At 71.3% G+C, this 22128-nt stretch carries 25 protein-coding genes; 13 read left to right on the forward strand and 12 right to left on the reverse strand.

Going from position 1 to position 22128, the window contains the following annotated elements; translation table 11 throughout:
- Nucleotides 1-251: 251 nt before the first annotated feature.
- Together CG740_RS02230 and CG740_RS02235 are read left to right on the forward strand one after the other, a co-directional pair.
- Nucleotides 252-740 carry a hypothetical protein gene (locus CG740_RS02230; protein WP_100573144.1) on the forward strand — a complete coding sequence of 163 codons (489 nt, stop codon included), beginning with the start codon at nt 252-254 and terminating at the stop codon, nt 738-740.
- A gap of 100 nt (nt 741-840) precedes the next feature.
- Nucleotides 841-1635, forward strand: a complete 795-nt coding sequence (locus tag CG740_RS02235; RefSeq protein WP_100573623.1) for a phosphodiesterase — start codon at nt 841-843, stop codon at nt 1633-1635.
- 77 nt (nt 1636-1712) lie between these two features.
- Here the strand turns inward: CG740_RS02235 and CG740_RS02240 are convergent, their stop codons facing one another.
- Nucleotides 1713-2786 carry a hypothetical protein gene (locus CG740_RS02240; protein WP_234376001.1) on the reverse strand — a complete coding sequence of 358 codons (1074 nt, stop codon included), beginning with the start codon at nt 2784-2786 and terminating at the stop codon, nt 1713-1715.
- Nucleotides 2787-3015: 229 nt separating this feature from the next.
- Here CG740_RS02240 and CG740_RS02245 point away from each other — a divergent pair, with 229 nt between their 5' ends.
- Nucleotides 3016-3354: a thioredoxin family protein gene (locus CG740_RS02245; protein WP_100573145.1), complete on the forward strand. Its 339-nt coding sequence runs from the start codon at nt 3016-3018 to the stop codon at nt 3352-3354.
- Between the two features lie 121 nt (nt 3355-3475).
- Here the strand turns inward: CG740_RS02245 and CG740_RS02250 are convergent, their stop codons facing one another.
- Together CG740_RS02250 and CG740_RS02255 are read right to left on the reverse strand one after the other, a co-directional pair.
- Nucleotides 3476-4327 carry a class I SAM-dependent methyltransferase gene (locus CG740_RS02250; RefSeq protein ID WP_100573146.1) on the reverse strand — a complete coding sequence of 284 codons (852 nt, stop codon included), beginning with the start codon at nt 4325-4327 and terminating at the stop codon, nt 3476-3478.
- Between the two features lie 87 nt (nt 4328-4414).
- Nucleotides 4415-5710: a PP2C family protein-serine/threonine phosphatase gene (locus CG740_RS02255; RefSeq protein ID WP_159030190.1), complete on the reverse strand. Its 1296-nt coding sequence runs from the start codon at nt 5708-5710 to the stop codon at nt 4415-4417.
- 489 nt (nt 5711-6199) lie between these two features.
- Between CG740_RS02255 and CG740_RS02260 the strand changes: the two genes are divergently transcribed.
- Nucleotides 6200-6940: a maleylpyruvate isomerase family mycothiol-dependent enzyme gene (locus tag CG740_RS02260; RefSeq protein ID WP_100573148.1), complete on the forward strand. Its 741-nt coding sequence runs from the start codon at nt 6200-6202 to the stop codon at nt 6938-6940.
- 22 nt (nt 6941-6962) lie between these two features.
- Here CG740_RS02260 and CG740_RS40200 read toward each other — a convergent pair whose 3' ends face one another.
- The 3 genes from CG740_RS40200 to CG740_RS02270 all read right to left on the reverse strand — a co-directional run bounded on the left by CG740_RS40200 (nt 6963) and on the right by CG740_RS02270 (nt 9095).
- Nucleotides 6963-7139 carry a hypothetical protein gene (locus tag CG740_RS40200; protein ID WP_199846293.1) on the reverse strand — a complete coding sequence of 59 codons (177 nt, stop codon included), beginning with the start codon at nt 7137-7139 and terminating at the stop codon, nt 6963-6965.
- Between the two features lie 149 nt (nt 7140-7288).
- Nucleotides 7289-7693: a hypothetical protein gene (locus CG740_RS02265; RefSeq protein ID WP_100573149.1), complete on the reverse strand. Its 405-nt coding sequence runs from the start codon at nt 7691-7693 to the stop codon at nt 7289-7291.
- A 484-nt stretch (nt 7694-8177) separates the two neighbouring features.
- On the reverse strand, nt 8178-9095 hold the full coding sequence (locus CG740_RS02270) for a MurR/RpiR family transcriptional regulator (protein ID WP_199846294.1): 918 nt from the start codon (nt 9093-9095) through the stop codon (nt 8178-8180).
- A gap of 218 nt (nt 9096-9313) precedes the next feature.
- Here CG740_RS02270 and CG740_RS02275 point away from each other — a divergent pair, with 218 nt between their 5' ends.
- The 3 genes from CG740_RS02275 (at nt 9314) to CG740_RS02285 (ending at nt 11902) form a co-directional block, all read left to right on the forward strand.
- Nucleotides 9314-9775: a hypothetical protein gene (locus CG740_RS02275; RefSeq protein WP_100573150.1), complete on the forward strand. Its 462-nt coding sequence runs from the start codon at nt 9314-9316 to the stop codon at nt 9773-9775.
- The gene (locus tag CG740_RS02280) at nt 9772-10566 is read left to right on the forward strand and encodes a DUF305 domain-containing protein (protein ID WP_324901033.1); all 795 of its coding nucleotides are present in this window, start codon (nt 9772-9774) and stop codon (nt 10564-10566) included. Before CG740_RS02275 ends, CG740_RS02280 begins: the two co-directional genes overlap by 4 nt.
- Nucleotides 10567-10756: 190 nt before the next feature.
- The gene (locus CG740_RS02285; protein WP_100573151.1) at nt 10757-11902 is read left to right on the forward strand and encodes a permease; all 1146 of its coding nucleotides are present in this window, start codon (nt 10757-10759) and stop codon (nt 11900-11902) included.
- A gap of 27 nt (nt 11903-11929) precedes the next feature.
- On the opposite strand, the gene CG740_RS02290 is transcribed toward CG740_RS02285, so the two are convergent.
- On the reverse strand, nt 11930-12694 hold the full coding sequence (locus tag CG740_RS02290; protein WP_100573152.1) for an alpha/beta fold hydrolase: 765 nt from the start codon (nt 12692-12694) through the stop codon (nt 11930-11932).
- A gap of 63 nt (nt 12695-12757) precedes the next feature.
- Here CG740_RS02290 and CG740_RS02295 point away from each other — a divergent pair, with 63 nt between their 5' ends.
- The gene (locus tag CG740_RS02295) at nt 12758-13186 is read left to right on the forward strand and encodes a MarR family winged helix-turn-helix transcriptional regulator (RefSeq protein WP_100573153.1); all 429 of its coding nucleotides are present in this window, start codon (nt 12758-12760) and stop codon (nt 13184-13186) included.
- Between the two features lie 36 nt (nt 13187-13222).
- Here the strand turns inward: CG740_RS02295 and CG740_RS02300 are convergent, their stop codons facing one another.
- Nucleotides 13223-13861 (reverse strand): TetR/AcrR family transcriptional regulator, encoded by a 639-nt coding sequence (locus CG740_RS02300; RefSeq protein WP_199846295.1) that lies wholly within the window; start codon nt 13859-13861, stop codon nt 13223-13225.
- Nucleotides 13862-13974: 113 nt separating this feature from the next.
- On the opposite strand from CG740_RS02300, the gene CG740_RS02305 reads away from it, so the two are divergent.
- Together CG740_RS02305 and CG740_RS02310 are read left to right on the forward strand one after the other, a co-directional pair.
- Nucleotides 13975-15207, forward strand: a complete 1233-nt coding sequence (locus CG740_RS02305) for a cytochrome P450 (protein ID WP_100573154.1) — start codon at nt 13975-13977, stop codon at nt 15205-15207.
- A gap of 20 nt (nt 15208-15227) precedes the next feature.
- Entirely contained in the window at nt 15228-15419 is a 192-nt protein-coding gene (locus tag CG740_RS02310; RefSeq protein WP_100573155.1) for a ferredoxin, read from the forward strand.
- 218 nt (nt 15420-15637) lie between these two features.
- Here CG740_RS02310 and CG740_RS02315 read toward each other — a convergent pair whose 3' ends face one another.
- Entirely contained in the window at nt 15638-16234 is a 597-nt protein-coding gene (locus tag CG740_RS02315; RefSeq protein ID WP_100573156.1) for a TetR/AcrR family transcriptional regulator, read from the reverse strand.
- Nucleotides 16235-16343: 109 nt separating this feature from the next.
- Between CG740_RS02315 and CG740_RS02320 the strand changes: the two genes are divergently transcribed.
- Both CG740_RS02320 and CG740_RS02325 read left to right on the forward strand, forming a co-directional pair.
- A complete protein-coding gene (locus tag CG740_RS02320) occupies nt 16344-17534 on the forward strand; it encodes a cytochrome P450 (RefSeq protein WP_100573157.1) in 1191 nt (396 codons plus the stop codon).
- 5 nt (nt 17535-17539) lie between these two features.
- The gene (locus CG740_RS02325) at nt 17540-17758 is read left to right on the forward strand and encodes a ferredoxin (protein WP_100573158.1); all 219 of its coding nucleotides are present in this window, start codon (nt 17540-17542) and stop codon (nt 17756-17758) included.
- Nucleotides 17759-17906: 148 nt separating this feature from the next.
- Here CG740_RS02325 and CG740_RS02330 read toward each other — a convergent pair whose 3' ends face one another.
- From CG740_RS02330 to CG740_RS02340, 3 genes are all read right to left on the reverse strand, one after another.
- Nucleotides 17907-18527, reverse strand: coding sequence for an L-threonylcarbamoyladenylate synthase (locus CG740_RS02330; protein WP_100573159.1), 621 nt, complete (start codon nt 18525-18527; stop codon nt 17907-17909).
- A gap of 104 nt (nt 18528-18631) precedes the next feature.
- Complete coding sequence (locus CG740_RS02335; RefSeq protein ID WP_442802793.1) at nt 18632-19819, reverse strand: alanine--tRNA ligase-related protein; 1188 nt, start codon at nt 19817-19819, stop codon at nt 18632-18634.
- Between the two features lie 513 nt (nt 19820-20332).
- Nucleotides 20333-20848, reverse strand: coding sequence for a histidine kinase (locus CG740_RS02340; protein WP_100573160.1), 516 nt, complete (start codon nt 20846-20848; stop codon nt 20333-20335).
- 181 nt (nt 20849-21029) lie between these two features.
- Between CG740_RS02340 and CG740_RS02345 the strand changes: the two genes are divergently transcribed.
- On the forward strand, nt 21030-22079 hold the full coding sequence (locus CG740_RS02345) for a phosphotransferase family protein (RefSeq protein WP_100573161.1): 1050 nt from the start codon (nt 21030-21032) through the stop codon (nt 22077-22079).
- The last annotated feature ends 49 nt before the right edge of the window (nt 22080-22128 follow it).

The raw sequence follows: 22128 nt of genomic DNA on the forward strand, positions 1-22128 counted from the left end.
GGCCCGGCGGGCTCAGGCGCTGATGCGCTGAGGCGCTGATGCGCTGCGCCCTTCCGTTCCCTGCGACGGCGAGGGCCTCCTCAGCGTGGTGCGGCCCCCTTACGGGACGGCCCTCAGCGGGCCCTGACCCGGAGCCACGTGGGCTTCGTCCGTGCGGGCGATGGATGGGCGCCAGGCGGAGGCGACCCTGGAAATGGCCGCGACAGGTGCGACCGAGCCACGAGACCCTCGTCAGGAGAAGAGAACCCGCCATGAACGCCGCCCGCAGCCCGCGCCCTGCCCCCAGCGCACACCCCGCCCGCAGCCCGCGCCCCGCTCCCGCCGCCATATCCGCTGAGCATCTGAACGACCCCCGCAGCCTGGCGTTCTTCCGCGGCGCGAAGGCGCTCGTCGGCGCCTACTTCGGTATCGGCGTGCTCACGCTGGCGGTCATCGTTCTCCTCCGAGACGACTCGGCGGAAGTGAACTCCGCCGTGTGGGTGCGGGCAACCATCGTGGCCGTGAGCGCACTCGTGACGCTCCTGTGCGCCGTTCGCGCGGCCCGCGGCTCACGTGCCGCGTATCGCAGGCTCAGGATCATCTCGGCCGTCACGGTGGTGGCCATCGCGGCCGTCGTCGCTCTGCCGGGCACCTTTCCCGCTTGGCTGAAGGCCGAACAAGCGGTCTGCGGGGTGTTCCTGCTGGCCGTGGTGGCGCTGATCAACGGCAAGCACATGCGATCGCTCTTCGCCGCCCGCTGAGCGTGGCGGCCCGCCCGGCGGGAGCGACAGGAGGCAGTGCGTCGCTTTCGCCCTCAGCGTGATCGGTCTGCACGTGGGCGAGCCGGGGCAGCGTACGGGGATGCCCCCTGCCATAGCCCATCTCAGTGACCCGCACCTCACGTCCGGCCCGCTGGCCGGTGCGCCGGCCGAGGCGTTGGCCCGCGCGCTCGGCCGGGTCCTCGCCTTGGACCCACGGCCCGACGCGGTCGTGATCACGGGGGACCTGACCGACCGGGGCCGTGCCGAGGAGTACGCGGTCCTGCGGGATGTCGTCAGCGGTTTTCCCCTGCCGCTGCATCTCGTCGCCGGAAACCACGACGACCCCGAGTCGCTGCGTGCGGCCTTCGGCGGTACCGCTTTCCTGGGTGGCGGACACAAGACGCACTACGCGGTGCCCCACCCCGACTTCACGGTCGTCGTCCTCGACTCGACGGTTCCGGGCTCTCCCGGAGGTCATCTGGGCGCGGCTCAACTGGGCTGGCTGGACTGGGTGCTTGAGCGCAGATCCGGCATCCCGGCGTTCGTCTGCCTGCACCATCCACCCGTCCCGGTGGGGATCGGATTCCTGGACGGAATGCGGCTGGCCGACGGCGACGGTCTGGCCGAAGTGCTCGGCCGCCACCCCCATGTCGCCCGGGTCCTGGCGGGCCATGTCCACCGTTCCGTCACGGCGCCCTTCGCCGGCAGCACCCTGGCGGTCGCCCCCAGCACCCACCTCCAGAGCGGCCTGGCCCTGCGGGGCGAGATCCCCAACTACCTCGCGGAACCCACCTCCTTCCTCCTCCACCTCCGTACGGACACCATGTGGGTCACCCACACCGTCCCCGTCAGTCACGCAGGTGCCGCGATCGCCACATGGGCTGCGGCCACATGACATGGCATGGCACGGCATGGCATGGGACGGCGATGCGACACGGCCCGCTCGCGTGGGGACCACGGACGGCGCTGCCGTCAGGAAGAGAAGCCCACGTGGACGTGGTCGTGGTGGGTGTTGTCGGAGAAGAACTGATTCGCCGTGGCACCGCCCGTCAACTGCACCGGACCACCGACGTTGTACGACCCGGCCGACGCGGCGGCTCGCATGAACCCGGTGATCAGACTGCGGGAGGTCGCCGGGTCCACGACCGGCCGGCCGTCGATGCGCCACACGTCGAAGGCGCGGCCCAGCGGATGATCACTGGGGCGGTCGGTGCCGAACACGTCCAGCGGATGACCGGAGCGTACGACGCTGACCGAAAGCCGGTAGGTGCCCGCGAGTTGGAGCATGGCGCGCAACACGCTGTCATGTACGGCGCCGCTGCGGATGTCGGCCACGGAGGCGGGCGGCAACTCGATGCGGGACTGGGCGAGCACATCCCGCGCAGCGGAGTCCAGCGTCTTGGCGGGGCCCGGTGCCGCGGGGTGCAGGCCGGTGACGGCCCAGCCGCCGGAGCCAAGGCTGAGGCGAACGTCGACGGTCGTGCCCCCGTGGTGCACGGCCGAGCCCGCCAGGGTGGGCTGGTCGCAGACGACCAGAACACTCGCCGTGTCGGACAGGATCCCGCCGTACTGGGCGTCGATCACCCGTACCACCGCCGTGTCCGCCGATGGCGCCAACGACCCTGCCTCGGCGGCGAGTTGGGAAGCGATGCTCTCGGAGACGCCCAGCGAGGCGACACGTGCCGCAGCCGCCTCCCGGCCGCCCTGCCCGGCCGGCCAGGTGCCCAGCGCCTCGACCAGCCGCACCGCGGCGAGTTTGGCGGCGGGCTCGATCTCTCCGGGCCCCGGCCGCCACGGCACGGCCTCGGGCAGTGTGGCGGCGGGGCTCGCGGCGCCGGACGGTGAGCCGGAGGCGGATGCCGGACCGGTGGGGGAGGCGGCTGACGGTGTGCGCGAGCGGGCGCCGGGCGATGTGGGCGCGGGCGATGACTGCGCCCCGCCCGAGCAGCCCGCGGTGCCCAGGCACCACACGGCCGTACCGAGGAGCACCGAACGGCGGCCGAGGACTCCGGGTGGAGGCTGGCTGGGTGGGGGAGGCAGAACCATGGCCGGCTCCTCGGACGCGCGGGCGTACGGAATGCCGCCAGTATCCGCCCGCCCGGCGCTCACGCCGTGCACCTCGCCGCACGGTCGGCCCGATCCATGTCGTCGATGTGGCCGGAGAGCGTGGCTTTCGCAGCATGCGCGGGCACGGGTCATCATGGGGCGCGCAGTGCCGACCGGAGTACTGCTTGTCGTACGCCGTGCAGTACTGACCGCACCACGGAGGAGCGCCATGGCCCGCAGGGTCCACCAACCGCTGGAGAACGAGGAGTTCGACTTCATCCTCGCGCTGGCCGAAGGCCCGGTGCTCGCGTACTTCTGCGGGACCTGGCCGAAGGCGGTCAAGGCATGCAAGGAGATGGACCCCGTCGTGGCCGAGGCCGCCGAGGAGTACGCGGGGCGCCTGACCGTGATCAAGGCCGACATGACGCGTTGTCCGGTGCCGGTACGGCGCTACGGCGTGGAGGGCGCCCCCTCCGTGGTCCTGCTCAAGGGCGGCGAAACGGTGGCGCTCGCGGCGGGCCCGATGGACGGCTCCGCCTTGAAGACATTCCTGGACAGCAATCTCTGAAGGGCCAAGGGCCAAGGGCCAAGGGCCATGGTCACAGGCCACAGACCAGAGGGGCAAGGGCCAAAGGGCCAACGGGGCCAACGGCTACGGACGCCACCCGCTCTCAGGCAGCCGCCGCAGGTCAGGCTCTCAACGCGAGCGTCACCACGAGCGGCGGGCGCTGCCGTTCGGCCGCCCAGTCGCGGCTGAGCGCATGGACCGGGTCGGCGACGCCGTCGGCTTCGTCCGGGGTCGGATGCGACTGCGAGACGGGAGTGAACCCCGCGCGCTTCAGGAGCGCGGAGATCGCGGTGGGAGGCCAGGCGTGGTTCGGCATGGACTGCCAGGTGCCGTCGGTGCGGCGCAGTCGCACCGTCATGGCCTGGCCGGGGCCGTACGTGGCGCCGGGTTCGCCGACCCGTAGCGAGGCGTACTCGATGCCGGCGCACGCCGGGTCCGTGGTGAGCAGCGCGAGGGGTGCATCCGGCCGCAGCAGCCGGTGGATCTCGCCGAGTACGGCCAGGACGGCCTGGTCGTCGGGCAGCGAGGCCAGGACGTGATTGCACATCGCCGCGTCCGCGCAGGCATCGGCCAGGCCGTTCGCGCGGCCGCCGGTGACCAGGTGGTACTCGGCACCCGGGGTGACCCGTCGGCGGGCCAGGGCGAGCATGTCGCGGGAGGCGTCCACGCCGATGATCCGCATGCCGAGCCGTCGGGCGGCGTGCTCCGCGACGTTGCCGGGCCCGCAGCCGAAGTCAAGGAGCGTCCCGCCGGTGGCGCTCGTCCCGGCGAGGGCCCGGAACACGAACGGGTAGCCGATCAGCCAGTCGGTCGCCGCCTCCACCGCCGCGAAAGCCTGCGCGCCCGCGTGCCCGGACCAGGCCCGGGCACCTGGCCCACCCGCCCGCAGACCCTCGGCAGCCGCGTGGGCACTTTCGGGATTCGAGCGCCCGCCTTCGGGATCCGGTCGCTCATCTGCTGCTTCCTGCGGCATGTGCTGCTCCCCTCTCTCGGATGTCCAAGGGGTGCCTGCCGGGGGATGCCGTTCGCCGCACGGAGTCCCGCTCCCATCATCGAATCCCTACGGGGTGGACGCATCCCGTGGGGCGGGCTCGGCGAGCCGCTCGATGGCCACCATCGCGGCGTCGTCGCCCAGGGTTCCGGTCGGAGTGTGGGCGAGCAGGTCCTCACGGAGGTAGCTCAGCAGGGCGTGGGGGCCGGTGCCGTTCCAGGCGGCCGCACGTTCGGCCAGGGGATAGAAGTCGCCCGCCTCGTCGCGTGCTTCGAGTACCCCGTCGGTGTACAGGAGGAGGATGTCGCCGGGCTCGAACGGGAAGCTCTGTGTGGCCAGTTGGGACTCGGCGAGGCCGGCGAGTCCGAGGGGCGGTGCCGGCTGGTCGACCTCCAGTGTGACGACCCCTTCGTGACGCAGGAGCAGCGGCGGAGGGTGGCCGCAGTTCACCAGGTGGACGGAGTGTCCGAGGTCTGGGATCTCGACCAGGGCGGCGGTGATGAACGCCTCGCTGTGATCGTCGAAGCCGGGGTCGCCCTCAGGAGCATCCTCGGGCCCGAGGCCGGGATGGCGGGCACGGCCGGAGCCGATGGGCGAACCGTGCCGAGGAGGCTCGGCGGCCTGATGGGCCTGATGGGCCTGATGGGCCTGATGGGCCTGAAAGGACTGCTGGGACTGGTGGGCTTGGTGGGCTTGGTCCAGGTCCGGCGCTACGGCACGTTCGAGGTAGTCGACAAGGCTCGGCAGATCGGCCTCCTGATGCGCCGCGGCCCGGAACGCACCGAGCACCAGTGCCGCATCTCCCACCGCCTCAAGTCCCTTGCCCCGTACGTCACCGATGATGAGCCTGCTGCCGTGGGAGGTCCGGGCGGCGGCGTACAGATCACCCCCGATCCGGGCGTCCGCCGCGGCGGCCAGATACACGCTCGCGACGCGCAAGGGGCCGAGCCGCTCGCGCAGAGGGCGCAGCACGACCTGCTGGGCCGCCTCGGCAACCGAACGCAACTGCACAAGCTGTTTCTCGTGCACCTCACGGAGATGGGCGAACAGCGTCACGAACACCGAGATCAGGAGCAGCGTGATGATCTGGAAGGTGTGATTGAGATCGGTGACGCTGCCCCGCACCATCGCAACGACCACCTGCGCCAGGACGGCGACCGCGCCGATGGACCCGGTGGTGCGGGGTCCGGCGAACGACGCCGTGACGGCGGGGGCGGCGGCCAGGAACGGACCGAGGTGCACATCGGGCGGGACGAGCAGATCGCCCGTCGTGACGAGCGCGATCATCGCGAGCGGCACCGCGAGGAGAGCGTGCCGCGGCGCCAAGGAGCGGCGGCGGGCCGCGCGCAGTACCTGAAGATCCATCATCCCTGAATACACCGCACGGCCGCCCACACACAGCACGCCTGGCCGAGTGGGCTCCGCGCACACATCGCATGAGTCCGACGTACACACCGCACGCGACGGCCCCTATATCGCGCGGCTCGCTCACATCCACATCCACCACACACCGGGGAGCCCGCGATCAGTTCAGGACGGCCCCGGGCGCACACTGAGCAGGACAGTTGGGCGACGAGTGACTGGAGCGCACCCGCGCACCAACCCGGTCGCTCGGAGCGCGAGGGCGCGAAAGTGGTGCGACAGCGGTGCGACAGCGCGAAAGGAAGGTGCGACCACATGGACAGGGCCGTGGACGACGACGACGTGAACAACCGTGACAGCGACAGCGGTAACGGGGGCAACGGGGGAGACGGCAGGGGCAGGGGCAGGGACGCGGCCGGAGGCGGGGACGCAGACGGACACCGTGATGCGTCGCCCCGAGGCCTTGTCCCCGCGATCCACTGTCGTGCGGTGATGGCTGAGACCGAGCGCTTTGTCGCGGCCGTCGAGGGCGCGCACCTGGGGACGCCGGTACCGAGCTGTCCCGGCTGGACCCTCGTCGACCTGATCCGGCACACCGGAAGCGTGCAGCGCATGTTCTCCGGACTGCTTCGACGGCTGGTCCAGGAGCGTCCCCTCTCCCGCGACACCGCCCTCGACCTGCCGGCGAGCGACGACGGATATCCCGCCTGGCTGACCGGCAGCGCGCAGATGGCAGCCCAGGTGTTCGCCGACACCGACCCGGACGCTCCCATGTGGGTGTGGGGTGCCGATCCGCACGCCCGGTTCTGGATGCGGCGGATGCTGTTCGAGACGCTGATGCACCGGGTGGACGCGGAGCTCGCCGTCGGCCTGCGGCCGGTGATCGACCCCGCGCTCGCGGCGGACGGAGTGGACGAGTTCCTGGTCAACCTGCCTTTCGCGGCGTCCTTCGCGCCGAAGACCGCCGAACTGCGCGGCCAGGACGAGACGATCCGCTTCCGCTGTACGGACCGGCCGGACGCATGGCTGGTCCGACTGCACCCCGATGGCTTCGGCATCGACCCGAACCCCAAGGAGGCGCCCGCGACGGGCACGGCGGACGCCACCGTCGAGGGAGTGGCAGCCGATCTGCTGCTGCTCCTGTACGGCCGCCTCGACCGCGGCGCCGATGTCTTCGAAACCTCGGGGAACGACGATCTGCTCCGGCGCTGGGTGGCCAACTCTGCCTTCTGACGCGACGCCTTGGGCGGCCGGGTCAGTTGTGGCCGAACTTCCGGGACCGCTTGTGCGAGACCTCCGGTGTCGAGTGCATGGTCGCGGACGAGGTGGGGATCTGCGTCTGTTCCTTGGCCTCGGTCGTCGTCGCGGTCGTGGTCCGATCGTGGCCGCCGGTGCGTGCGCCCCGGTTCTGGCGGGTCTGCTTCTTGCTCATGGTGGTCGCCCCCTGCTGGGCAGGTCGGAGGTAGAGCCACTTCCACGCTCGCACGCAGCCTGGTAGATCGCATGCGGGGCGGCCGACGCGGGCGTTCACCTGTCCGTACGCACCGCGAAGTGCTCGGGCGCGCCCGCCGCGTCACCACGTCACCGGCGCTGTACGGCTGTCCTTCGGGGCGCGGGGCCGTCGTCCATCAGGGCCTCCATGACGAGGCGGATCCCGCGCGCGAGCCGGCCCAGCTGTTCGAGTTCCATCGCGTACATCCTGATGGTGTTCTCGATGACGGCCGGGGCGACGCCCAGCGTGGGCAGTTCGGCGCGACTGGTCTGGAGGGCGACGCGCACCGCGCGGATCTCGTGCTGCACCTGGATCTGTGCGTGCCGCGCCAGCAGGACGTGGTGGCGGACCAGGGGCGAGTAGCCGGCGTAGCGGGCCGGCAGCAGGTCGCGCAGCCAACGGGTGGCGGTGCGCTCCCAGTCACGGCTCCCGGGCGATTTGACCTGACACGGCCAGTCCGGGCTGAGGGAGGTGGTGGGGGCGGTAGGGGACATTCTCGTCGCTTCCGATGGTTGTCGAACTCTGATCGAGAGGTGTGGGCGGCCCCGGCCCAGGGGTTGGCCGAGGCCGCCAGGGGCGTACCACCGGATCCGACAGCCTGGATCGGACAGCCGGCGCGGCGTGAGGAGGGGGGCGCCACGCCGGTTGTTCGTTCTCGGAGGGGCTGGGGTGGCTCTCCTTGGCAGGGGGCGATCGGTGGCCGCCACGGCTCAGTAAACATATATACCGTTGAGTAAACAAGGGTATGAAAAAATTCATGCGCCGTTACGTTGTGAAGATCCTGCGCTTTGCCTTGGACGAATCCGGCCCCGGGGGAAGAAACGGAATAGTCGACTCAGCGGAGCTTGAAGCCCTGGTCAAGGGACGAGTGCGGGCCGAGGGTGAGGGCTTCGGCGGCTGCGGCAGACCCGCAGGTTCAGGCTCGCCGACGTCGGCCCTGGACCTAGACCTGGCCTTGGCCCTGGCGATGGCGCAGGCTCAGAGGAAGAAGCCGTGCTTGTCGGCGGCCTGCTCGTACTCCTCAAGCCGCGCCTGCGTCCGCTCGGGGTCGGCGTCGGCCATCGCCTGAAGGATGGCCGCGGCGAGCACGCCGGGTGCCGCGTACGAGTCGAACACGAGCCGTGAGCCGGTGCCCGCGGTCAGCGCCACATCGGCCTCGTCGACGAGTGGGCCGAGGGTGGTGTCCGTGACCAGCGCGATGCGCAGCCCGGCGCTGCGGGCCGTGCGGAGCGCCGACAGGGTCTCCTTGGCGTGCCGGGGCATCGCGAAAGCCAGCACCCAGGTGCCGCCCGCCGAACGCGACTGGAGCAGCGCGTCGTAGGCGACGCTTCCGCCGCGCGTCACCAGCCGCACATCGGGGTGGATGCGGCGGGCCGCGTACGCGAAATACTCGGCGAGGGAGACGGAGATGCGCAGGCCGAGGACCGTCAGCGGCACCGAAAGGGCCAGCTCGCGGCCGATCTCCAGGACCTGGGTGGTGTTGGCGACCAGCCGGCGCACGTTCTCCAGGTTCTCGATCTCGGCGTCCACCGCCGCCTGGAGCTCGTTGTGCTTGCTCTCCTCGCGGCTCTCGGGAGTGCCCGCGACCGCGCTCAGGGCCAGCGGCTGGAGGATCTCGCGCAGCGCGGGATAGCCGCTGTAGCCGAGCGAGGAGGCGAACCGGGTCACGGACGGCTGGCTCACACCGACCCGCTCCGCGAGCTCGGTGATCGAGAGGAAGGCGGCGTCGGTGAGGTGGTCGATGAGGTACTGCGCGATGCGCCGCTGACCGGGGGAGAGCCGGTGGCCGTCGAACAGGGCGCGGACCCGGTCCACCGGGGCGCGTTCGTGATCCGATGGATCCCCGCTCGGCGTGATCGCGGCCGACTGGGCGCGTACCTGCTGCCCCGATGACACCGGCGGGCCTCCTTCTCATGCCATGTGTGCTCAAAACATAGCTCACCCTTGTGGCGGACCAGCCCAAATTCCACCACTGACCTGGCTACTTCGGTGGGTGCCCGGGCTCGGCGGCGCATGTGGACGCGAGGCGCGAGCCGCCCGGCACGGGTTCGCCCACGCCGGGGTGTGGTCGCCCGTCAGTAAACCCGGTGGGGGTATGGTCGGGCCCGGAAGGCATGAGCCGTACGAGCGAGAGAGGGCGGGGGCAGACCGTGGACGGCGGACGCGTGCGCAGGGTGGGGCTTTCCCGGCTCCTGGTGCTGTGTGCCGTCCTGTTCGGGCTCTTCTCCATGCACGGGGCCCCCGCGAGCGCCGCCTCCGGTTGCCACGGTGACTTCACCATGGCAGCACCCATGGGCGCGCCGATGAGCATGGGGCACACGGACATGTGGGGCGAGCACATGGGTGTGCGCGCCGCCTCCGTCACCCCGCCCGTGAGTGGCGAGCTATGTGTGTCCACGCCCGCCCGGGACCGTCTGCCGGCGGCCGCGGCCGGGCTGCTCGCGCTGCTCGGCCTGGTGGTCCTCGTCGGGTGGGGGCTCGCCCTGCGTCCCCGGGCTCCGTTCGCGGCCGCTCGGCGTGGACCACCGCTCCACGGCAGAGAACTGCTTCTTGAGGTGTGTGTCGCACGGACGTGACAGGTGCTCTCGGCCCGGCCCCCGGCCGGACCGACGAGGTGCCCTGCCCGTTCGAGCGCCCCAGCGTGGGCGCGACCACCTGGAAAGAACTCCATTCGATGTCTGCCACCCACACCATCGCCGTCCGCCGCGGCACCCTCGCGGCCGTCGGCACCGTCGCCGCCCTCACCCTCGCCCTCGCGGGCTGCGGTGCCTCCAGTGGCTCCGAGTCCGCGGACTCGGCCACGCACGGCATGAACCACGGACCGAGCAACGCGGCCTCGGCCAACTCCCCGTCCTCCCAGGCCCCGTCCGGATCCGGCGCCTTCAACGACGCGGACGTGACGTTCGCGCAGCAGATGATCCCGCACCACCAGCAGGCGGTGGAGATGGCGCGCCTGGCCGACGGCCGCGCCGCCGACGCCGAGGTCAAGAGTCTGGCCAGCACGATCCAGAAGGCCCAGGACCCGGAGATCGCCACGATGAAGGGCTGGCTCAAGGCGTGGGGCAAGCCGCTGCCTTCGGCGTCCTCCTCGATGGGAGACATGCCCGGGATGCACCACGGCTCGTCCGGCACGGCCGGGATGATGTCCGACCAGGACATGAGCGCCCTCAAGTCCGCCAAGGGCAAGGACTTCGACAAGAAGTTCGCCGAGTTGATGGTCGGCCACCATCAGGGCGCGATCACCATGGCCAAGGATGAGCAGAGCAACGGGACCAACCCCGACGCGAAGAAGCTCGCGGGCAATGTCATCGCGGCGCAGAACGCCGAGATCGAGCAGATGAACAAGATCGTCGAGCGACTTCGGTAGTTCCGTCGGTTCCGTCGGACCAGTCGGACCCGTCGGAGTAGTCGAACCGGTACAACCAACGGGGAGTGGCGGTTCCGGTCCTGCGTCGAGATGACGGAGGACCGGAACCCCATCCAGTAACCCCACTCCGCCACGCGACCGCGGTCCATCCTGCGCCGCACGCCCCGAGTCCGTCCAGGGAAGGCACGTCATGGATGCCGTACTGCACGCCCTGCGCATCACTGGTTCGATGACCTGGGAGATCACTTGGGCCCTGGTCCTCGGCTTCGCCCTGTCCGCCGTCGTGCAGGCGGTGGTGCGCAAGTCCACGGTGGTCGCCCTGCTCGGCGACGACCGGCCGCGCACCCTGGCCATCGCGGCGGGTCTGGGCGCGGCCTCGTCCTCCTGCTCGTACGCCGCCGTCGCGCTCGCCCGCTCGCTCTTCCGCAAGGGTGCCCACTTCACCGCGGCGATGGCCTTCGAGATCGCCTCGACGAACCTGGTCGTCGAACTCGGCGTGATTCTGGCCCTGTTGATGGGCTGGCAGTTCACGGCGGCCGAGTTCGTCGGAGGTCCCGTCATGATCGTGCTGCTGGCCGTGCTCTTCCGGCTGTTCCTCCGGGATCGCCTGCTCGGCCGGGCGCGCGCGCAGGCCGAGCGCGGTCTGGCCGGGTCGATGGAGGGTCACGCCTCGATGGACATGTCCGTGCGGAAGGAGGGTTCGTTCGCCGCGCGGCTGTTCTCGGCCGAAGGCTTCACCTCCACCGCGCACGTCTTCGTCATGGAGTGGGCGGCGATCCTGCGTGACCTCGTCGTCGGACTGCTCATCGCGGGCGCGATCGCCGCATGGGTGCCGGATTCCTTCTGGCGTACGTTCTTCTTCGACGGGCACCCGCTGGCGTCCCGGCTCTGGGGGCCGCTGATCGGCCCCCTCGTCGCGATCGCCTCGTTCGTCTGCTCCATCGGCAACGTGCCGCTCGCGGTGGTCCTCTGGAAGGGCGGCATCAGCTTCGGCGGGGTGGTCGCGTTCATCTTCGCGGACCTGTTGATCCTGCCGATCCTCTCCATCTACCGGAAGTACTACGGCGCCCGCATGGCCGCCTTCCTGCTCGGCACGTTCTACGGTGCGATGGTGGTCGCCGGGTATGTGGTCGAGTTCCTTTTCGGCGGCCTCGGACTCGTCCCCGACCGCAACTCGGCGACCATCCCCATGGAGGGTGTGGCCTGGAACTACACGACGTGGCTCAACATGGTGTTCCTGGTGCTCGCCGGCGCGCTGCTCGTGCGCTTCTTCCGGACCGGCGGGAGGGAGATGCTGCGCATGATGGGCGGCGGGCCGCCCGAAGACCGGGACTAGCCCGGGACTTGTCCGGTGAACCCCGGGCTACCGGACTCCCCCCGTACCGGCCGCGAACGCGTCCAGCAGAGCGAACGTGTGCCCCGGCTGTTCCAGATGGGGCAGGTGGCCGGCTCGCGGCACCGTCACATAGCGGGCGTTGTCGAAGGCCGCGGCGTAGGCCGAACCATAGGCGGGCGTCACGATGCGATCGGCCTCCCCCCACAGCACGAGCGTCGGGACCGTGACCTCCGCCAGACGGGCCCGCAGGGTGGGGTCCGCCATCGAGGGGCCGCCGGAGAAGAGGCGCAGGGCCGCCATGTTGCCGGCCATGGCCGCACGCTGCTGGGCCGGTACGTCTTCCGGAGCGACATAGAACCGCTCCGAGTCGTAGTACGCGTAGGTGGCGACACCTTTGGCGTCGAGGGTGAAGAAGTCGCGCACCGGCTCCTGCTCGACCTCGATGCCGACGGCGTTCATCAGTGCGAGCCCGCTGATCGTCCCCTCCGTGTCGGCGGCCGCCATCTCCGCGGCGATCCAGCCGCCGAGCGACGACCCCACGACCAGGACGTCGGAAAGACCGCGCTCGCGCAGGAGCCGGAGGTAGCCGGCGGCGAGGTCGGCGACACATGTGACGTTCTCGGGGCGCGATGTGCCGTTCCAGCCCGGATGGGTGGGCAGCAGGGTGGGCGAGGACGCGGCGAAGTGCTCGGCTATGGGGGCGACGGTGGCGGGGCCGCCGCCACCGTGCAGGACGAGTACGGGGCGCCCGGATGAGGGGCCGGACAGGGCGGGCGCGAGTTCGGAAGTCATGGCCCCGACTGTAACTAAAGATATTTAGCTAAACAAGCTTAGTCGCCATGTTAGTGTGCCCGCATGGCCGTTGACCTCCAGACCCTCGGGAAGGCCGTGAAGGCCGCCCAGTATCGACAGCACCGCTCGCTCGACACGCACCTCGCTTCCGTCGGCAGCACGCTGGCCCAGTGGGACGCCCTGCGCGCGATCGACCACGCGCCGGGAGCCAGCGCACGGGAGCTTGCCGTGGCGACGTTCCAGAGTGAGCAGGCGTTCGGCGCGCTCGCCGGCCGTCTGGTGACTCAGGGTCTGGTGGACCGGCGCAAGGGGCACGGCCGGCGCATCGAACACCACCTGACGGCCGAGGGCGGGCGGGTGCTGCGTGCGGGACACGAGGTGGCCGACGCCGCGCTCGCGGAATGCTTCGAAGGGCTGACGGCGGGGGACCGGGCCTCGCTGCTGGCTCTGCTGCGCAAGCTCGCGGCCCGGCCGGACGCCGACGGCGGCTGACCTTTCCGGCGGGCGGTCAACGTTCCCGGCGGGCGGCTAACCCCCCTGGCGGGGGGCTGGGCTCAGGATCAGGGGCAGATAGATGTCGTCGACGACGTCGATGATGAACTCGTCCGGCACCGGGGCGCCGAACAGCAGGAACTGATTGCGCAGCAGGTCGGTCGCGACGGTGGCCCGCCGGGAGGCGAGGACCCATGGCTCGATCTCGCCGCGCTTCACGGCCCGCTCCAGAATGACGTGGACGCCCGACGGCCGGACGGTGTGGACGCGCTCCCGAATCAATTCGGCCAGCTCGGGATCGCGGGTCATCTCGCCGAGCAGGCCGCGCATGATTCCGCCGAGCGGGCTGGCCATGGTGGCCGCCATGTGCCGCAGCAGTGCCAGGGTGTCGCCGCGCAGCTCGCCGGTATCGGGCAGATCGACGTCGGAGATCTTGCCCAACTTGCAGGCATCCAGCACGAGTTGGGCGCGACTGGGCCAGCGTCGGTAGACGGCTGCCTTGCCGGTACGGGCCCGGGCCGCCACCCGCTCCATGGTCAGCGCCGCGTAGCCCGCCTCGGCGAGTTCGTCCAAGGTGGCCCGCAGAATGGCTCGTTCCAGTTCCTCACCGCGGCGGCGCGGGCCTTTGCGGTGGTCAACGGGTGGTTCGGTGACCGGGCCGGTGCTGCTGGGCACCCATGCCTCCCGGGTGTGTCCGATAGGGGCCGTTGCGTTCTTCAGGGGGGACAGCCTAGCCTCCAACTTAGAGAACTGACCGTTCTTTAACGTCTGAGGTTTCGAGGGATTCGATGACCGACACGACCGAGACGACGACCACCACGTTGCAGACGGCCGAGGCTCCCGCCTTCCCGGCCGACCGGACCTGCCCCTATCAACTGCCCGACTCCTACGCCGAGTTGCGCGACAAGCCCGATGCGCTGAGCCCGGTGACCCTCTTCGACGGGCGACGGGCCTGGGTGGTGACCAAGCACGAGACCGCGCGCAGGCTGCTCGCGGACCCCCGGCTCTCCTCCGACCGCACCAGCGTCCATTTCCCCGCCACTTCACCCCGGTTCGAGGCCATCCGGTCCGGCCGCCCCGCCTTCATCGGCATGGACCCGCCGGAGCACGGCCCCCGCCGGCGGATGACGATCAGTGAATTCACCGTGAAGCGCATCAAGGGCATGCGCCCGGACGTCGAGCGCATCGTGCACGGTTTCATCGACGAGATGCTCGCCGGGGGCCCGCCCGCCGACCTGGTCAGCCAGTTCGCGCTCCCCGTTCCCTCCATGGTGATCTGCGAACTGCTCGGCGTTCCGTACGCCGACCACGACTACTTCCAGGACGCGAGCAGGCGTCTCGTGCAGTCCACGGACGTGGACGGGGCGGTCAAAGCCCGCCAGGACCTGAACGACTACCTGGACGGGCTCATCACCCAGATGCAGGCCCGGCCCGGCTCCGGCCTCCTGAACTCCCTGGTGTCACGGCAGTTGGCGGCCGGGGAGATCGATCGCGAAGAGCTGATCTCGACCGCGCTGCTCCTGCTCGTCGCCGGTCACGAGACCACGGCCTCGATGACCTCGCTCAGCGTCATCACCCTGCTCGAACACCCCGAGCAGCACGCCGCGTTGCGCGACGACCCCTCCCTGGTGCCCGGTGCGGTGGAGGAGCTGCTGCGCTACCTCGCAATCGCCGACATCGCAGGCGGCCGTGTGGCCACCGCCGACATCGATGTCGACGGGCAGCTCATCCGCGCGGGCGAGGGCGTGATCGTCACCAACTCCATTGCCAATCGCGACAGTTCGGTCTTCGAGGATCCGGACAGCCTCGATGTGCACCGGAGCGCACGCCACCACCTCTCCTTCGGGTACGGAGTGCACCAGTGCCTCGGCCAGAATCTGGCCCGCCTCGAACTCGAAGTCATCCTCACCGCGTTGTTCGACCGTATTCCGACCTTGCGTCTCGCCGTCCCCGTGGAGCGGCTCACGCTGCGTCCGGGTACCACGATCCAGGGCGTCAACGAGCTGCCGGTCACCTGGTGACCGGGGTGGAAGGAGTCCCCATGAAGGTGTCCGCCGACCGGGACGTGTGCGTCGGCGCCGGGCTGTGCGCGCTCACCGCCCCCGGCGTCTTCGACCAGGACGACGACGGTGTCGTCGACGTCCTCACGCCGGATCCCGACGGGGCCCAGCAGCCGGCCGCCCGCCAGGCGGTCAACCTCTGTCCGTCCGGAGCGGTCCGCATCGTCGAATAGGCCCGCCACCGACAGGCCCGCCACCGATGCCACCGCCAGGCCCGCCACCGGCAGGCCTGCCCAGCCCCCGCCGGATGCCGTCCGATGCCGCCGGAGCCGCCCCAGCGGCTCCGGCCCGGACGTGCGCGGGCCGGAGCCGGGCCGCGTCGAGGTGTCGCCGAGGTGTCGCGGTATCCCCGCCCGGGCCGATCTCCCCATGAAACAGGGCCGGTTGACCCCTAGGGCGCCTCACGCTCGGCGTCCGACCACAGATGGTCGAGGGTGTCGACCACCAGCCGGCAGACCGTGTCCGGGTCCGCGCTCGCCAGGGGCTCGCGCGCGACCACCGTTCGCATGAGCCCGATCCCGAGCAGCCAGGCCATGGCCAGATCGGCGCGCAGTGCGCCGTCCTTGGCGCCGGACAGCTCGGCCAGTGCGCGCTGGTAGCGCTCGCCCAGCTCGCGCAGCGTCCCGGTCGCGTCGTCGCCCCGGCCGATGGACCGCAGATAGACCTCAAGGGACCGATCGGCCGTTCCCGCGGCGCTGCTGGTCAGCATCGAGCGCAGCGCGGTCTCGAAGAGTTCCTCGGGCGGTGTGGCGCGAAACTGCTCCAGGCCGCCCTGCGCGACGACCTCCGTCAAGAGGCCTTGCTTGGACCCGAAGTACCGGAACAGCAAAGCCTGGTTGGCGCCCGCGCGTTCGGCGATCTCTCGGACCGTCGCCCCTTCGTAGCCGCGTTCCGCGAACAGATCGCGTGCGGCGTCGAGCAGCCGCCTGCGGGTGGCCGCGGCGTCGCGGCGGCGCTCGCCGGCGGGCGATTCGGAGGCTTCTGCCATGGGAGATCCTCTCAGACGGCCCGTCAGGATAACGGCCACAATGCGCCGTTGACCGACTCAGGGGGCGCCCCTACCGTTGTAAGCAGCTGCTTACATCCGGGAGGCCGCAGTGACGACAGCCGAGACCACACCCCTCGCCTATCCCTTCAACACCGCCGACGGACTCCAGCTCGCCGAGGAGTACGAGCGGGTACGCGAACTGCCGGGCCTGTTACGCGTGCAGCTGCCGTACGGCGAGCCCGCCTGGCTCGTCACCCGCTACGCGGACGCCCGGCTCGTCCTCGGCGACCAGCGCTTCAGCCGGGCCGCGGGGGCCGAACACGACGAGCCGCGCCAGTCCGAGGGGCGCACCAACAGCGGGATCCTCGGCATGGACCCGCCGGACCACACCCGGCTGCGCTCGCTGGTGGCGCGGGCGTTCACCGTCCGCCAGGTGGAGAAGCTCCGTCCGCAGGTCCGCGAACTCACCGCCGGCCTGCTCGACGACATGGAGGCGAGCGGGGCACCCGCCGACCTCGTGGACTCCTACGCGCTGCCGCTGCCCGTCGCGGTGATCTGCCGGCTGCTCGGCGTGCCCACCGAGGACCGCCCGCGCTTTCGGGTGTGGAGCGACGCGGCCCTGTCCACGAGCTCGCTCACGGCCGCCGAGTTCGAGGCCAACCGGGAGGAACTGCGCGCCTACATGGGCGAGTTGATCGCCCTGCACCGCCAGGAACCGCGGGACGACCTGATGACCGCGCTCATCGAGGCGCGCGACGGCGGCGACCGCCTGTCCGAACTCGAACTCGTCGACCTGTGTGTGGCGGTCCTGGTGGCCGGACACGAGACCACCGCGTCCCAGATCCCCAACTTCACCCTCACCCTGCTCGACCACCCCGACCAGCTCGCCCAGCTCAGGGCCCGCCCCGAGCTGATCGCCCATGCGGTGGAGGAGTTGCTGCGCTTCGTGCCGCTGGGCAGTGGCGCCGGCCAGGCGCGGTACGCCACCGAGGACGTCGAGGTGGGCGGCACCCTGGTCCGGGCCGGCAGCCCCGTCCTGGTCGCGACCGGCGCCGCCAACCGCGACGCGCTGCGCTTCAGCGGCCCCGGCGTGCTGGACATCGCGCGCGAGGGCAACCAGCACCTCGGTTTCGGCCACGGAGTCCACCACTGCCTGGGCGCCCCGCTGGCCCGCCTTGAACTCCAGGAGGCGCTGAGCGCGCTCATCACGCGCTTCCCCGGCCTGAAACTGGCCGGCGACATCACCTGGAAGACCGAGATGCTGGTCCGCGGGCCGCGCGTCATGCCGGTCGCGTGGTGACGGCCATGACCTGGACCGTACGCGTGGATCCCCAGCTCTGTCTGGCCTCGGGCATGTGTGCCGGGGCCGCCCCCGATGTCTTCGCGCTCGACACCGAGCACGCACGGGTGCTGCCGGAGGCGATCGAGCCGGACGAGCGCATTCTGGACGTGGCCGACGCCTGCCCCGCGCAGGCGATCACCGTGCACGACGGGAACGCGGTCATCGGCCCCCGCCGCGACTGACGGCCCTGCTCCGGGTGCCGCCCGGCCGGGACCGGCGCCCGGAGCGCGGCCGATGCCCGGAGCGCGGCCGATGCCCGGACCGGGCGGGAGCGGCCGCCGGGGCCAGACGGGGCGGGAGCGGCGGCCGGGGCCGGGCGGGCGCGGGCGACTACTCGAAGCGCGAGGTGTCGCCCGCGCCCCGGCGTACGATCTCCGCCTCGCCGCCCGAGAAGTCGATGACGGTGGTCGGCTCGGTGCCGCAGTCGCCGGAGTCCAGTACCGCGTCCACCGCGTGGTCGAGGCGCTCCTTGATCTCCCAGCCCTGCGTCATCGGCTCGGCCTCGTCGGGCAGCAGCAGCGTGCTGGACAGCAGCGGCTCCCCGAGCTCGGCGAGCAGGGCCTGGACCACGGCGTGATCCGGGATCCGTACGCCCACCGTCTTCTTCTTCGGGTGCAGCAGCTGCCGCGGCACCTCCCTCGTCGCGGGCAGGATGAACGTGTAACTGCCGGGCGTAGCAGCCTTGATGGCGCGGAACACATCATTGTCGATCTGTACGAACTGGCCCAGCTGTGCAAAGTTCTCGCACACCAGGGTGAAGTGGTGGCGGTCGTCCAGATCGCGGATCGAGCGGATCCGGTTGATGCCGTCACGACTGCCCAGCTGGCACCCCAGCGCGTAGCAGGAGTCCGTCGGGTACGCGATGAGCGCACCGGAACGGATGCTGTCGGCCACGCTGCTGATGGTGCGCCGCTGGGGGTTGTCGGGGTGCACGTCGAAGTACTTTGCCATCCGCCGAGTCTACGGTCCGTGCGTGCGGACCCCCGGCTCCGGCGGTCGTACGGTGTCGACGAGGTGCCCCCGTCGAACCCCGGCAGCGCCCTCGGGTACCGGTATCACCCGTGCAGATCGGCGCGCAGGCCGAGCACCAGGTCGCGGGGCAGCCCATGGGTGTCGTGGAGGTAGTCGAAGTCGTCCTCACCGAGCGGGCCGCAGAAGCGGGGCCGGGACAGGACGCGTCGACCCCGCTCCAGGAGCTGGGTGAAGCGCCGCTCCTCGTCGAGGAGTACGTCACGGATGCGCCCGCTCGGTCCCTGCTGGCCGAAGTGGTCCAGCGTGTGGCCGAAGAGCTCCTCGGGCAGATCGCCGATCGTCCGCGAGGGGTCGGCCCGCCACAGGGAGGTGAGCACCCGCCGCACCAGACGCCGCAGAACGTATCCGCGACCGGTGTTGGACGGCAGTACGCCGTCACCCACCACGACGATGCCGGACCGCAGATGGTCGCAGACCAGGCGCAGCGAGCGCAGGTCCAGGTCCCACAGCGGGGGCACCGTGCGCATCCACGGTTCGAACAGGTCCGTGTCGAAGACCGACGGCTTGCCCTGGAGGACGGCGACGAGCCGCTCCAGGCCGAGCCCCGTGTCGACGTTCCGCTGGGGCAGGGAATCCAGTGTGCCGTCGTCGCCGCACCGGTGACGCATCATCACGTGGTTCCACACCTCGACCCATCGGGCGTCCCGGGTCGGCGTGGACCGGGGCGGCCCCTCGCCGGTCCAGACGAAGATCTCCGAGTCCGGCCCACAGGGGCCGGTGGGGCCGTTGGACCACCAGTTCTCCTCGCCGGTCAGCTCGACCGGCACGCCGATCTCCTGCCAGGTGCGCAGGGATTCGACGTCCGGGCCCGAGCGCTCGTCCCCGCCGAACACCGTGGCGTACAGCAGTCCCGGATCGATGCCGAAGCCGTCCACCAGCAGGCCGTGGCCCCAGCGGAGGCTGTGCGAGCCGGTGTAGTCGCCGAGCGACCAGGTGCCGAGCATCTCGAAGACCGTCAGATGGGTGTTGTCACCCACCTCCTCCAGGTCGGTGGTGCGCAGACAGCGCTGCACATTGACCAGACGGCGGCCCAGCGGGTGGGGGCGGCCTTCAAGATGAGGGGTGAGGGGGTGCATGCCCGAGGTGGTGAAGAGGACGGAGTCACCGGGCGGCGGCAGCAGGGACGAGCCCGTGATGCGCCGGTGGTCCAGCTGCTCGAAGTACTCGACGAAGGTGCGGACGACGCGTTCGCTGTTCAGGACGGAGTTCATGATGGACGGATCCTTTGACGGCGGGGCAGCCGGAAAGGGACCGCGAGCACGGGGCGACGAACGGGAAATCTGGTCGATCCACACCGGCGGGCCGTTTCCGGTCGCCGGGGGAGAGGGGGAACGAGGTCAGGCGGCGGCGACCGGCGAGCTGGTCGCTCGCGCGGTCGTGATGCTGCTGCGGTGGATGACCTTCATGCCGCCAGGGTACGACCGGACGGGTCGCCCCGCACCCGAGTTTCCGCCGCCCAGGTCTGTGCGCATGCCCCGCATGAGCCGCCGGCCGGTCCCGGGCGTGTGGCTCAAGTCCCGCCGGGCGAGTGCCCGCCCCGAGTCTCCGGGCGCGTGCCCCGCATGAGCCGCCGGCCGGTCCCGGGCGTGTGCCTCAAGCCCCGCCGGGGGAGTGCCGGCCCCGAGTCTCCGGGCGTGTGCCCCGCATGAGCCGCCGGCCGGTCCCGGGCGTGTGCCTCAAGCCCCGCCGGGCGAGTGGCCGCCCCGAGTCCCCGGGCGTGTGCCTCAAACCCCGCCGGTGTCCCGCGGGCCGTGTTCCTCGGCCGCGCGCTCCGCCGCCTCCACCTCCGCGGTGAGCTCCTTCGCGGACAGGCGCCGCAGCGTACCGCCATGGCGCCGGGCCAGTTCGTCGGCGGGTTCCTGCGAGGACTCGTGCAGATCGACGACCAGCATCGATGCGCCGTCCTCGACCCTGCTGCTCAGCACGATGAGGCCGGCGCCGTCCTCCAGGATCTGACGGTTCTCCGCCGCGTTCGCCAGCGTGGCCCCGGCCGCGCTGCCGAGCAGCACACCGATCGGGCCGCCGAGCAGCCCGAGGAGGCCGCCGACCAGGCCGCCGCCGACCGTGGGCACCCCGGCACCGCGCACATGGTTCTCCGGCACGTCCAGCAGACCGTCGGCCGAACGTTCCAGGACGGCCGCCTGGCGGATCCCCGGCAGGGTGGCCGCCTCTTCGAAGGCCGCACGGCACCGCGCCGCATCGGTGAACGAGATCAGCAGAACATGGTGGGTGTCCGCCATCGCAGGTGTACTCCCTCATCGTGTGACGCCCGGCTCCTGGTCCTCCCAGTGGACCGTCCGACCGGCCTTCCCGCCAGGCGGGAAGGCCGGGCGGGGCCGCCCCCGGCAAGCACGAGCGTCCGGCCCGTCGAGCCCGTCCGGACCGCCCCCGCCGTTCGCGGGCGCCTGGCACGATGCGGGCATGGATACGCAACTGATCTTCGGGGACGTGTTACGGGCCGAGCTCGGGTCGCCCACGGCGGTTCGCTCCTTGAGCAGCAGCCCGCGCTCGCAGGTGTGGCGCGTCGAGCTGCCGGCCAGGGCGCAGGCCCGGCCACGCCAGGCCGTGGTGAAGCACCTTGTCGACGGCCCCGGCGCCGAGGAGCGCTACGCCCGCGAGCTGGCCGCCCTGGGGATCGCCGCCCGATCCCCCACGCCGGTCGTACCAAGGCTGCTGGCCACCGACCCCGAGCGCCGCCTGCTCGTCCTCGACCATCTCGACCACCACACCCCGGCACCCGACTGGATCGTCCACTACGCCGAGTCCCTGGCCCGGCTGCATGCCACGGCCGCTCCGGAGGATGCCGGGCTGCTGCCGCGCCGGCAGGGTCCGGGCAAGGCGGACATCGCCGCTTTCCTCGCGCTCGCCGTGGCGCTCGGAGCGGCTGTCCCGGCCGGTGTCCGCGACGAACTCGAAGCGCTCGTGGGCCGACTCGACCGGGCCCCGGGCCACGCCCTGCTCCACGGGGACCCCTGCCCCGGGAACGATCTGCACACCGTCGAGGGCGTCAGGTTCGTCGACTTCGAGCAGGCCTCGCTCGGCAGTGGCCTGATGGAACTGGCCTATCTGCGGATCGGCTTCCCCACCTGCTGGTGTGTCACCGCAGCCACGGAGCCGCTGCTGGCCCGGGCGGAGCGTGCGTACCTGACGGCATGGCGCGCCGCCACTGGCTCCGAGCTCCGGACGGACGGTCTCGTCGACGCGTGTGTCGGCTGGCTGATCCGTGGTGACGCGCTGGTCCAGCGGGCGCACCGCGACGGCACGGACCATCTGGCCCGGATCCCGGAGGAGGACTGGACGTGGGGCACGGCGAGCGCCCGCCAGCGACTGCTCCACCGGCTCGGGGTCGTCGGCGCACTGACCGCCGGCGACCCGGTTCTCGGCGCGGTGCGCGCCCTGACGGCGAGCATGCGCGACCGGATGCTCGCCCGCTGGCCCGCGCTGCGACCCGTACCAACGCAGCGGCCCTGAGACAGGGGGCGGAGACCCGGGAGTGGAGACCGGGGGGGGGGGGGGGGGA

It is taken from the genome of Streptomyces sp. CB01201 (assembly GCF_002803085.1).
GTDB classification, from domain to species: domain Bacteria; phylum Actinomycetota; class Actinomycetes; order Streptomycetales; family Streptomycetaceae; genus Streptomyces; species Streptomyces hundungensis.